Source organism: Pedomonas sp. (assembly GCF_036515995.1).
Classification (GTDB): Bacteria; Pseudomonadota; Alphaproteobacteria; order Sphingomonadales; family Sphingomonadaceae; genus Pedomonas.
Window position 1 is genome coordinate 1 of the sequence record NZ_DATBUP010000156.1, and the last position, 11,575, is coordinate 11,575.

Here is an 11,575-nt window from a genome sequence, read left to right on the forward strand (position 1 = left end):
TGTCCGATGTCGTCCTGTCCACCGCGCACCTCGCTCCAGAAAATTGGTGCTCGGGAACGAATCATGAGCGACGCCCTTCGGGCAACGGCAATGAGTCCAGCGGAATCACCCATGCGACGATTTGTGGGTAATTGAAAGGGCACATCCTGGCAACGACGCTCAGGAACCGGAGGCAGACCGTCGTGCCGGGATGGCTGCTCAGACCGCGCCTCTTGGCAGATCCACCTCAACCAGCCCCGCCTGAAACCCCTTCTCGAACAGGACACCGACACCGTGACCAGAACCTAGTGGCAATGCCTCGGGCTTAGACGTGCAAGGTCAGTCATCTGCCCGAAGCCTCCATGTCCGTCGGACAGCGTCACTTAAAGTTTCTTAAAGAAACGACTCTAACCGACTTATTATAAATAATCTTTTCCGTACGCGCTTGTCGCCGCTCCGGTCAGAAACAGGGATGTCACCCTTCCGACATGCTCATCGATTTCGAAAGCGGTTTGCAACGGGCAGCCGAAAGCCAACCGGCGCTGAAATTCCGACAGGGCCATGGCTATAAACAGCTTGGTGTTATCAGTGGCCCCTTCGCGCTCAAGGCCGTGGTGCGTCAAGTAGGCTGCCAGCGGTTCCACCAGCCAGGTATTCTGGTTGGCATGGGCGGCAGCGGCAATTTCAGGAAACTCTGCACCCTCACGGTACACCACCAGTCCCAGTCCCAGACTGGTATCGCGTGCCAGGTACTGCATCAGGGCGGCCGCGTAGGCACGAAGTGCCTGTTCCAACGCCAAGCTGTCATTGATCTTCGGCACATCTGAATGGGCTGATCCTGCGCTCAGGCAGGCCTCGAACAGAGCAAGCTTGTCCGCATACCAATTGTAAAGCGTGCGGGTAGAGACGCAGGCCTGCTCCGCAATTTTGCGCATCGTGACTGCGCGGTAACCGGAAGCGGCAAATTGCTGCCTGGCAACGTCCAGCACTGTTGCCCTCTTCCGTTGCAACGCGCCGGCATCGGGTCGTCCCTTGCGCCTTGGTCCTGCCACCTTCTGCGTCATATCCAACTGAAAACCTCGTACCCTGCGATGATGCCCTCCTGACACCGGAGCCGATGTCCACGGCGCTGTATTGAAAAAACCATCAGTCGAAACAACCGGTTGCAGTCTTGTCCTCTCATGCCGTTAGAAGGCTCAAAAGGCAACAGGCCCGCACTCATGGATCAGATGATGGAGTTTACTTAATTATCTGATAAATATGAATTTATCTCATCCGCTTGAAAGCTCTTCCGGCATCCGCTGGAATATCCCGTCTCGTCGCGGCAATCGCGCTGATATTGCGCGGCCCTGAGATCCGCTTGCGCGCGCCGCTGCAGCTTCGCGCCGCCGACCGACCATGAAGCCCGCCTTGACGGGAGTTGTGCTTCTAGCAACGTGCGCCCGTCGCAAAGCGCATTGTGCGCTGCTCTTCCGGGCATTAAAGCTCCAGCGTACGCCTGCAGGCTCGGGCCGCTTCAGCGATTGCATCCGGAGGATCGTAGGTCGGACCACGACAGCCCCTGGATGCTGAACAGGAAAGCCTCTGGCTCGACGTAAGGGGCAGTCCCAGGAGTTCGGTACACGCTCAAGGAAGCGGGAGTTATGGCAGCCGTCTGCAACTTCGGGGTAAAGCAAGCCCCGCCGCATGCCTGGTAGCTGCGCAACACCGGATTGATACCGATCATGTCCCAGGTCAGCTGCCCCTCCTCCGGGATGCGGCCAGAGGCTGTTGCAATAACCTCGGCGGGTGTCCTGAAATACTCCGTCCGGATCAGCGGCCAGGGGCCATGGTCGCCGACAACCTTGAGCAAGCGGGCATGCTGATCTCTGGTTCAGGCGTCATCGACCAGGCGTGGCAGAGCAACAGAGCGGAAGTTCTGGGTCAGTTCGCGATCCATGACGTTTTTCCTTCCCCGACGGGGTGATCAGATCTGCATCTGAACGACTTCGTTGATGTGCCCTTCAGGGTCGAGAATGAAAGCAACTCTAATGCCGAACTCGGGCACCTCCCGGATCGGCTCGGGAACCGACCCGCCGGCGAACCTGGCACGCTCGCACACGGCATCCAGGTCTTGTGTCAGGAAGCCTTGAACCGCCTCGCCGGCTGGCGGCGCATCGCCATCGGTATAGCTGATCAGCGTCAATGCGGGGCCGCCCGGGTAGCTCGCCTGATAGGTGATCTCATCGATCTCCCGGCCCAGCATGACATCCTTGTGGCGGTTGAAAGGAACGAGGCCCAGAACCTCCTCATAGAATCTGGCCATGGCCCCAAGGTCACGGACGAACGTCTTGGAAAACCCGTAGGTCATGCCGTTCTTGCTGCCGCTCGGACGCGGATCATTCATCGCTCAGCTCCTTCATGAAAGCGGTCTCAGATCATCAGCGTCTGCATGGGACGGCTGGGCTCAGGCAGCGCGCCCTCACGTTGCTCCACCGCAAAATCCCCCTGGCGCGGCGAGCGCAGGTCGTGCCAGATGCGTGAATTGTGGCGTGGAATGGCAAGAATGACCTTCTTTTTCCCGTCCCTGCCAACATCGCGGTAATAGCCATGTGCGCGTCCACACTGGACCCATGCGGAATTGGCCAGGCTCGCATCCACATCCTCGACGAAGGCCGTGGTCGCCTCAGAGGTCACATCGAAGGAGGCCAGCTTGTCATCGACCATCCACTGCAGCAACTCGATGATATAGTGCACCTGCTGCTCGCTCACGACCGCGTGGTTGGCAACAAGGTAGCTGTAGGGCGCTCCCATAAAGACGAAGTTCGGGAACCCCGTGATCAGCAGGCCCTCGTAGGAGAAGGGATGGGGATCAAAGGCTTGCCTGAGCGTCTTGCCATCGATGCCCCGGATGTCGAACTGCCGCCCGAAATGTAACTCGTAGCCGGTTGCCAACAGCAGCACGTCGCACTCGATCCGGGTGCCATCGGACAGCACGACAGCGGTCTCGTCCGCAGCTTTAAGTTCTCCACGCAAGATGCTGACATTCGGTTTTTTCAGTGTGTCATAAAACCCGCAGTCGAGAATGGGCCGCTTGGCAAAGACGGGAAAGTCAGGCGTCAGCAACGCGACCATCTCGGGGTCTTCCGGAAAATGACTCTTCAGGTACCCCTCGGCCAGCATGCGCATGCCGTCATTGATCGGCCCGAAGCCGCCGGTCTGCCTGGCGTACTCCTCGTCCTTCAGGACCATGCCACGCATATCGCCCATTTGGCTCTCAAGGCTCTGCAGGCGCTTCCAGTTTACAATGAAGGGGATGTGCTCCATCGCCCAGATCTCGAGTTCATTGACCTGGGCATGGGCTTGCGGGTTAGGAATGATATGCTCCGGCTGGCGCTGCACGATGACCAGTTCACCGACCGTATCGGCAATGGCGGTTGCGACCTGGACACCTGAACAGCCCGTGCCGACCAGGACCACCTTCTTACCCTTAAGATCAACCGAATGATCCCATGCTGCCGAGTGGACGACCGGTCCATTGAAAGCCTCGAGATTATCGACCACGGGGTAATTGGGGTTGTTGTTGGGGCCAACCGCCATGATGAGGACATTGCATTCATGAGTTTCAGGATGGCCATTGCGCACAGCTCTGATGGTCCAAATCTTGCGGGCCTCATCCCAGTCAGCCCCTTCCACCCAGGTTCCGAAGCGGATGCGCTCCCGCAGCCCGTACTTGTCAGTCACACGCTCGAGATAGGATAGAAACTCAGGGCCACGCGGATAGTAGCGCGTCCAGGAGGCGTTGGGCTCAAAGGAGAATGAATAGACCCGGCTCGGCGTGTCAACAGCCGCGCCGGGATAGGTGTTGGTCAGCCAGTTACCTCCCACCTTGTCCAGTGCCTCAAGGACCGTAAAATCGAACCCGGCCTGCTGCAGCTTCACGGCCGCATTGATGCCCATCATGCCCGCGCCGACGACGATGACCTTGAAATCGGGCGGCGGCACGTCGCGTGGCTTCCGAACGCGGGTGTCGGTCGTGAAGCCGGCATGCTGGAATGCGACATCCACCGACATGTCCGGCAAGTCCCGGCCGAGCAGCAGACGGGACATTTTGCGGAACATCGGCATATCAAGGTGCGGCATGATCGGCGGCCTGCCGGCAGTGATCGCAGTGCGCAGCGCTCCGCGGATCTCGGCAGCAACGACAGGGTCGACCGGGGCATGCTCTTGGCGCGCATCAATGTCCCGGAACGCCTCAACGACGCTCTCCTGCCGGCCATCCAAGGCGCTCCAGTAGCGGTGCAACAAGGTGCGGTCGCCGGTCAGCTGGATCAGGACCATGAGGGCCATAATCGGGTCGAGCCCATCAATGGCGCGGTCAAGTTTCGACGATAACGCAAGATCGGCATCTGCCATGATACTCTTCTCCCCGCTGAGCCCTGCCTGCAGCCGGCCCTGATGCACCGGCCGACCCACTATCATGTAAGTGATTATTTACAACACTCGGTGTAAATAACAAACACCATGTCGGCGTCCGCACAGCCCGACCGCACGCGCCCCACGCCGCAGAAGTGCGCCGCCAAAAAGCATAAGCCAATAGGATCTAAAGGATTTTTCCGCGATGCTGCTGCACTATGGCAGGGATCATGAATTTCGGGGGGGATGAGCCCGCAGCTGCGTCGATAAGAGCATTTACCGGCCACACAGGAGGCAGGCCCTTCTGCCTTGCCTCAACAGGCAAGCACGCAGCACAGCGTCACAGTTTGAGCCAAGTGACGCGCCCCCTCCCCTTGCGGCGGAGCTGTCAGGCCTGCCCTGCGATCCGGCAGCCGCAGCCTCTGCATGAGGTGTGCCGGCACCAGCCGCACGACCCCTCGCGCGGCTGGCCTGGTGCGGCCCGATCCCTTAGTTCCAGGCCCTTAGTGCCAGGCCATGGCTCCGCACGCTTTGCGGCTCCCGGCTCCGACAGGACCGATTGTGTCAGATGACATGCTGGTCGAAGTCACTGAAGCTGTGGCAGATGTGTGTGTCCACGATCCAGTCCTCGCATTCGGGATCGAACCAGCGGTCAACTCGCGCCCAGTGATAGGGATGAAGCATGTAAGGGCCGTTCAACCCCTCAAGGCTTTCGTATTCCTGCTCCCATAGATGAGTCCAGGCCCGCGCGCCGGCCGCTTGCTCGACACGGCTCAGACGCCAGTTGCGGATGGCCGTGATGTAACGGGGCATCTGTCCCAGCTCACGCTCGAAAGCTTCGACCCGCTTCTGATCGACGCCCGGCTTTACGGCCAGAAACAATGCCCGGTAGATGCCGCGACCCATCTTCTCGCTCCGGCCGGCAACGAGCGGCGCTGCGCAGGCCACCCGATCGACAAGGCGGACCTGCTTTTGTGACAGTAAGGCGTCGAACGCCGCCTCAGCCTCTGCCCACGCCTCCTTGCTGGCAAAGACATGGTGCGCCATGACGTCACCGCCATTGTACACGCCGGACAGCGTCGGAGCGGCATGCACGCGGCTGGCCGCTGGAGCCGCTGCGCGCAGCGCGTCGGCAAATGCCACCCTGCCGGCCTCGCCTGCCTCTTCCGTCAGATGGATCAGTTGCGTTACCCTAAACATTAGACATCTCGCTCACGACCGCGCTCGCTGCGGCAAACTTGCGCGAGCGGCGCGACACCATCTTCTCGGCGCCTGCCCACCAGCCAAGGACCGCCGGGTCGGTGCGGCCCAGGGAACACATTCCCCACCAGGCGCCCACATTTGGCAGCGTCCAGGTGATGATCACCGTATTGGACTGATCCTCCAGCCAAATCGGCGGGCTGACCAGTACACGCTCCAGCGTCATGCCGCGCTTCTCGGCACCCGGCGCATAGCCGGTCATGTAATAGTCCAGGAATGCCTCGCCCTGCCCCGGCAGGACATCGAACTCATCAATTACATAGATTAGTTCATCGCTCACGCGGCCTGCTCCAGCGCCGGATTGACGGCCACAACGATTTTGCCTCTCACGTGGCCGCCCTCCACCCGGCGATGGGCGTCCGGCACACCAGCCAGGGGCGTGTCTGCCAGTTCGGCCATGCGCACCCTGCCCTCGGCATAGAGCTTTGCAAGAGCAGCAAGCTGCTCGGGCAACCGGGAGATTGCCTGCATGTTCGAGAGGATCTCAAAACCCTTGTCCCGGGCGGCTGCGCGCTCAGCCTCGCTCGCCTCTGAGATCAGGGATTCAATCTCGACATACCGACCGCCCTTGCGCACGATGGTGCCGGCGCGGGGCAGCAAAGTGCCCTGCCCGACTGCATCCAAAACAAGGTCGACACCGCCTGGCGCCCAGTTGTTCACCGCATCGGCAACGTCTTCCCGGCGATAGTCGATGGCGCGCTCGCAGCCAAGTGCACGCACATAGTCAGCATTGCCGGCGCTGCAGGTCACGGCAATACGCGCGCCAAGCGTTGCGGCAATCTGGATGGCGATCGTACCTACTCCGCCGGCACCGCCATTGATCAGTACGGTTTGTCCAGCTTTGAGGCCACCTACATCGACCAGTCCGCCATAAGCCGTCGTCCCAGCTGTCGGGAGCGAGGCCGCCTCCCTCAGGGACTTGCCGGCGGGGAGCAGCTGAAGCATGGCTTCATAGGCGGTTGTAAATTCGGCATAGGAGCCGTTCTTTCCAGTCCCTTGCTGCGACGTTCCGAAAACCAGATCTCCCACCGCAAGCTTCTCGACGCCAGGTCCGACCTCGACCACCCGCCCAGCCAGATCGAAGCCCAGCACAAAGGGAAAATGGTAGGTAATGTACTTTGCAAGCATCCCCCGGCGGGTCTTCCAGTCCGCAGGGTTAACGCCGGCATAGGCGACTTCAACAAGCACCTCACCCGGGCCTGCCTTCGGCCGTCCGATCCGCTCGACATGAAGCACATCCGGCCCGCCAAACTCGTTCAGGACAAGCGCACTCATCTGTTCGGTCATCTGCTCGGCTCTCCCAACGCTTTTCTGCCGGGTTACCGCCACGATGGCGGCGCGCCCATAACAGCAGGTTATCGTCAACACCCAACGCACCGCCCCGCATGCCCAAGGGGCATACTGGCGGACCAACACGGATCTGCCTGCCGGCAGATGGCTTGCAGCGTGCCCGGCAGTTCCCACCGATGTTGGCAATAGGCGTACAGGGCAGCTCTCAAAGCCGGTTTATCTCTTCCTGCCTGTCTTTATGCGGGAGCAGAGCATCACTGTGAGGACCGGCGCGCGCACAACACCGGACACTTTCGCTCATTCCCATTGCGGGTCCCCGGGGAGAGCCGTATGGTTGCCCCCATGCCAAACATCGATTTTACCGAAGCGTTGGTTAGACAGCTAAAAGCGGCATTGATCAGTCTGGGCGCTGACCAATCAGATTTTGCGGCATTGAACCACAAAGGAAATAGAGGGGCTGCCGCGTTTCCCCGGGTGTTCGGCGAGCACATGGAGGTGCTGGAACGCCTGTGTTGCCAGCGCGATCAGACGCCCGTCTTTGCCCAGCTGGCCGGAGAAATGATGTGTCGCGCCGTCATTCATTGCCCGGATTTGAGGGTCGTACTGGAGCGCTGCTGCGAGTTCAGCGCGATGATTGTCGGCTCGTCGCGCTGCAGCAGGCTGGTCAGGCAAGGCGATCTCGTCAGGTTTGAGATCGTGTCACGCTATTCGACCCGGGACGATGCAGCCATGCTGAACGATCTGGTGGGGCTGCACTATCATCTGGCTCTGCTTTCATGGCTGGGCGACAGGCTCATCGAGCCTGACGGCGTTCACCTGGCCTACCCACGTCCGGATCATCCGAGCCCGCTCCTTGAACTGTTCGACTGCGCAGTTCAGTTCGATGCCCCGTGCAACGCCCTGCTGTTCCGGGAGCCCTCCCTGCTCCGACCAGTCGTGCGCTATGCCGACGAGCTTGAATCAGTCATCGACGGGCTTCCCTATAACTTCATCATGAAGGCGATGGGACATCGCCGCCTGTCAGCACAGGTGAGGCTGCTCATGGCCGACGCATTGCGGCGGGGGCGAGCCGTTCCCTGTGAGAGCCTGCTTTCCCGTCAGATGGGAGTAAGTGTTGCAACGCTGCGCCGCAGGCTTGGTCGCGAAGGAACGAGTTATCGCCAGCTGCGGGTCTCGCTGCTACGCAATGAAGCCGAAAGGCTGATGCAGGATCAGGATCGCTCGCTTGCATCGATTGCACAGCGTCTGGGCTTTTCCGATGATCGTGCTTTCCGGCGCGCTTACAAGCGTTGGACGGGAACAAGCCCCTCGACGTCACCAGCTTATACCGCGGGCCGGGGGCGTGAGCAGTGATCCGCTCCTGCGGCCTATCGGTCCACAGCACTGATGGCAGAGAAAAAGCTACCGGTACGGCACCCGGCACCCGAACGACACCGAACCGCTGGTCCGCCGCTTGCTCCAGCGGAGGCGGCCGCCCTGCCTCAAATCCAGGTGCGCAGTCGATATGTGCTCGGTCTACCGTGCCTGAACCTCATCAAACGCACGATGATGCGCTGGATTGGCAGGCAAGTTTAGAATCTTTTCTGGGCGCTTAGGCGAACCGTGCGGCCCAGCGGGTCGATCTCATCGCGGCTGAACCCCCCTGGTGTGCTGCCATCTGCGAAGGTGACCCGCCGGTATCCGTCAAAGAGATTTTGAACATCGAACGAAATTCGCAGGTTCTTCGCCCACCCCGCATCGTTCAGTGAAGAGAAAACTTCATAGGGCTCGATGTGCAGTGCTAGATTATGGGTCATGAACGGCTTGAAATGAAAATCCTGAGATGGTGTCGTGCCCCGCAAGCGTGCATCCCCTGTCCAGTTTGCGCTCCAGCTTGCACCCATCCCCCGCTTCCCGGCAGTCACCTGAAGCGAGAGCATGTGCCGGGGCTGACCACCGTCTTCCCCAAGCTGGTCGATCGGCGCAATTCCGGGCCGGATCAATAATTCGTTCTCCAGCCGCCACTGATGGTTGAGCGAAGCCGTCACCATCAGTGGATCTGCCGGCCTGGCCTGGGCCCCGTCCATCTTTGCATTCTGGCCTGACTGCCAGCGCAGCACGATGCTGGAGGCGAGTTCGGCGTTGGTGTCGTGGGCAATGTTGATTGGGCGAGCATCAACCGCAATCAACCGCCCCTCTGCATCCCGCGTGACGCGTTCGGGAAAGGCCGCCTCGATTGCCGGGGTCAGCACCGGGAAGCCGGCAACGCCGCCCTTGGCGACAGTGCGGCGATAGGCAACGTTCAGCGTCAGCGCCTGGCTGCTGAGCGGCCGAACTTGCGCGCTGACCGCAAGGCTTTGGCGCTGGCCACGCTGAAGGTCGGGGTTGCCACCGATGGTCCACACCGGTTCGGCCATCTCCTGCCGGGAGTAGTCATAGACCCGGCTGATGGTCGAGATGATCGGACCATTGAGCTGCTCGAGCATAGGCGCCGTCTCGACATGGTCAAAAGCACCCCGCAGCTGGAGGGCCGGAAAGGGCGACCAGATAACGGTGCTGCCGTAGCGCTTCTGCAAGGGGGTGCCTGACATCGCCTGGCCGCTCATTGTAAGATCAAGGGTCAGGTCGCCGATACTGCTCTTCTCCCCGTCTACCCGGCGGGACAGCGGCAGGCTGAACGTTATCTGGCCGTCCATTTGTTCGCGTGTCGTCTTTTCCTGAGATATCAGGTCGATAAGCGTGTCGGCCTGCCAGCTCCTGGTCCGGTAGCGACTTGCGTTCAGCGCAAGCGTGGTCGAGGCAGGTCCCGCCGGCAGGCTGAGTATACTCTTCATAACGTTGAGGCTGGCATCGAGACGATCCCCGCGCGAACGATAACGGCTGCTCGCCAGCAGGTGCTCCTCCCACGGACCATAAGGATTGAAGGCCGGATCTCCGGCAGTGATGGAGGCCTGAACAGAGCTTACGTCAACCGCGTGCTCAAGCAGGCTATTGCTCCAGTTGCGCCCGTAATTGGTGGAAAAACTGGTCTGCCAACCGGCAATTGCGCCTGTCAGCGTCAAAGAGATACCTAGTTGCTTCGACGTATTGTCATTGCGCAGCACCCGCTCCCCATCGAACGGGCGTGTGAGAATAACGTCGCTGGCGAACGGCGACCAGGAGCTGCTTGCCGGGACAAGAACGGAGGCCATCGGCAATCCGCGCTGCCCGCGGCTTGTGTTGCGCGAAGCATTGATATTGAGCGACGCAGAAAATTCCCCGACCGGACGGCCAGCCCCTGCGCTGAACGAGAGGCTGCGCCTTGATGGCTGCAAGGTTTCATAATCATTGGGATCGAGCGGGTGCGTGCTGTTGGCAGTGGCGACAAAATCCGCAAGGGTGGGAGCACCAGCCACCGCCTCGCGCGGAATGGCGGCAACTGTGACCAGCCCGCCTGCCCCAAGGCTAAGTGCCGGATCGATTTCAGTCCCACCGGCGCTGGCGACGTATCCCACCCGATCCGCAGCCCCGGGCCGTGGCGGAATATTTCTTGCGCTTTTACGCAGGGCGCTGTCACGGGTTACGAAGGCTTGCGCGTTCCAGCGGGTGTCACCATTGATGGTCACCTGTCCAGCAGACAATTGGCCGCCGTGCTGCCCGCCCCGTGTTGCCCATGTCAGTGCCGCATCGAGATTCGTGCTGGCAAATTTTTGCTTGAGTACCAGGTTCACCACCCGCTTGCCGGAGGGCTGACCGTACCGGGCCGCCGCCTCAGGAGGCAGAACAGCCAGGCGTTCCAGTGCTTCTGGCGGGTAAGATAATACTGACTGGTCGAACCCTGCGGGCTTCCCGTTGATGAGCAGTGCTGGCGCATCGTCTCCCGCATTGATGAACGGCTCAAGCCGCCCCAGCAATTCCTGCACGCTGTCAGCGCCAAAAGTGGCGATCTCATCTTCGCTGAATTCGGTTTCGGGCGGTGTCCTGGCCTCGCCCCGGCGTCTGGCTGTGACGACGATATCATCGTCCGGCTTCGAGGCGTCGCTGGTAGTGGCGCTGATGGGCGCTGCAGCTGCAACGTCGATGGCGGCGCTGTCTGCTGCCGCCCCCGCATCACGATGTACCAGGCCGAAGGACGCGGCAGAGGAGAGCAGCCCGAGAAGGGTGATACGCACTCCATCGAACCGTGTCGCTCTCACCAAAACTGGGCGCCCTCAATTATCTACACTGCCACAAGCGGCACCATGGTGCCGTGCGCGCGCTCAGCATCGCACCCCATGCCACCAGATTTAACAAGAAACCTCAGTCGATTTTCTGGACCCATCCCTTGAAGGTACAATTGCCCGTGCCTGCAACTTTGGGCGGAAGAACAGCGTCAATGTTGAGGGTTGTTCCGGTCCATGTACCCGTCATGCTGCCCTGGCAACCGCCATAGACCCAGACCTCCGCGTCAATGCCAGTAATGGCGAAGGTGCCACTGGTTGCCCCGGTAGACGTCATGCCGTACGGCAGGTTCTGAAACCATGTATAACACATTGCTCCTGCCAGCCCAATGAAGCCAACCTGGGTGCCACCACTGCTGACCTCAAATGATAGTGTGCAATTTAGTGTAAGGCCTTTTGAAGCTGTAACTGGGCCGCGATACGTACCGTCCGGTGGCGCGGCATTTGCAACCTGCGAACCAACAAGCGCGGAA

Annotated in this window: 10 protein-coding genes; 2 read left to right on the forward strand and 8 right to left on the reverse strand. The window is 60.6% G+C overall.

The genetic code is table 11. The features are described from left to right. Nucleotides 1-398: 398 nt before the first annotated feature. Nucleotides 399-968: a TetR/AcrR family transcriptional regulator gene (locus VIG90_RS11830; protein ID WP_331593724.1), complete on the reverse strand. Its 570-nt coding sequence runs from the start codon at nucleotides 966-968 to the stop codon at nucleotides 399-401. 839 nt (nucleotides 969-1,807) lie between these two features. On the opposite strand from VIG90_RS11830, the gene VIG90_RS11835 reads away from it, so the two are divergent. Further along, entirely contained in the window at nucleotides 1,808-1,945 is a 138-nt protein-coding gene (locus VIG90_RS11835) for a hypothetical protein (RefSeq protein ID WP_331593725.1), read from the forward strand. On the opposite strand, the gene VIG90_RS11840 is transcribed toward VIG90_RS11835, so the two are convergent. The 5 genes from VIG90_RS11840 to VIG90_RS11860 form a co-directional block, all read right to left on the reverse strand. Continuing rightward, nucleotides 1,946-2,365, reverse strand: coding sequence for a VOC family protein (locus tag VIG90_RS11840; protein ID WP_331593726.1), 420 nt, complete (start codon nucleotides 2,363-2,365; stop codon nucleotides 1,946-1,948). Nucleotides 2,366-2,391: 26 nt separating this feature from the next. Then, nucleotides 2,392-4,374 carry an NAD(P)/FAD-dependent oxidoreductase gene (locus VIG90_RS11845; RefSeq protein WP_331593727.1) on the reverse strand — a complete coding sequence of 661 codons (1,983 nt, stop codon included), beginning with the start codon at nucleotides 4,372-4,374 and terminating at the stop codon, nucleotides 2,392-2,394. A 564-nt stretch (nucleotides 4,375-4,938) separates the two neighbouring features. Next, nucleotides 4,939-5,574, reverse strand: coding sequence for a Dabb family protein (locus VIG90_RS11850; protein WP_331593728.1), 636 nt, complete (start codon nucleotides 5,572-5,574; stop codon nucleotides 4,939-4,941). Continuing rightward, the gene (locus tag VIG90_RS11855; RefSeq protein ID WP_331593729.1) at nucleotides 5,567-5,914 is read right to left on the reverse strand and encodes a hypothetical protein; all 348 of its coding nucleotides are present in this window, start codon (nucleotides 5,912-5,914) and stop codon (nucleotides 5,567-5,569) included. Before VIG90_RS11855 ends, VIG90_RS11850 begins: the two co-directional genes overlap by 8 nt. Then, nucleotides 5,911-6,921 carry an NADP-dependent oxidoreductase gene (locus tag VIG90_RS11860; protein WP_331593730.1) on the reverse strand — a complete coding sequence of 337 codons (1,011 nt, stop codon included), beginning with the start codon at nucleotides 6,919-6,921 and terminating at the stop codon, nucleotides 5,911-5,913. Before VIG90_RS11860 ends, VIG90_RS11855 begins: the two co-directional genes overlap by 4 nt. Nucleotides 6,922-7,254: 333 nt before the next feature. Here VIG90_RS11860 and VIG90_RS11865 point away from each other — a divergent pair, with 333 nt between their 5' ends. Further along, the gene (locus VIG90_RS11865) at nucleotides 7,255-8,277 is read left to right on the forward strand and encodes an AraC family transcriptional regulator (protein ID WP_331593731.1); all 1,023 of its coding nucleotides are present in this window, start codon (nucleotides 7,255-7,257) and stop codon (nucleotides 8,275-8,277) included. 218 nt (nucleotides 8,278-8,495) lie between these two features. Here VIG90_RS11865 and VIG90_RS11870 read toward each other — a convergent pair whose 3' ends face one another. Together VIG90_RS11870 and VIG90_RS11875 are read right to left on the reverse strand one after the other, a co-directional pair. Further along, the gene (locus VIG90_RS11870) at nucleotides 8,496-10,805 is read right to left on the reverse strand and encodes a hypothetical protein (protein ID WP_331593732.1); all 2,310 of its coding nucleotides are present in this window, start codon (nucleotides 10,803-10,805) and stop codon (nucleotides 8,496-8,498) included. A 376-nt stretch (nucleotides 10,806-11,181) separates the two neighbouring features. Continuing rightward, nucleotides 11,182-11,575: hypothetical protein (locus tag VIG90_RS11875; protein WP_331593733.1), on the reverse strand; the 394-nt coding region annotated here is incomplete at its 5' end.

Coding starts and splice junctions, on each gene's coding strand:
- VIG90_RS11835 (WP_331593725.1), top strand. CDS start 1,808: ATGGTCGCCGACAACCTTGAGCAAGCGGGCATGCTGATCTCTGGTTCA.
- VIG90_RS11840 (WP_331593726.1), bottom strand. CDS start 2,365: ATGAATGATCCGCGTCCGAGCGGCAGCAAGAACGGCATGACCTACGGG.
- VIG90_RS11845 (WP_331593727.1), bottom strand. CDS start 4,374: ATGGCAGATGCCGATCTTGCGTTATCGTCGAAACTTGACCGCGCCATT.
- VIG90_RS11850 (WP_331593728.1), bottom strand. CDS start 5,574: ATGTTTAGGGTAACGCAACTGATCCATCTGACGGAAGAGGCAGGCGAG.
- VIG90_RS11860 (WP_331593730.1), bottom strand. CDS start 6,921: ATGACCGAACAGATGAGTGCGCTTGTCCTGAACGAGTTTGGCGGGCCG.
- VIG90_RS11865 (WP_331593731.1), top strand. CDS start 7,255: ATGGTTGCCCCCATGCCAAACATCGATTTTACCGAAGCGTTGGTTAGA.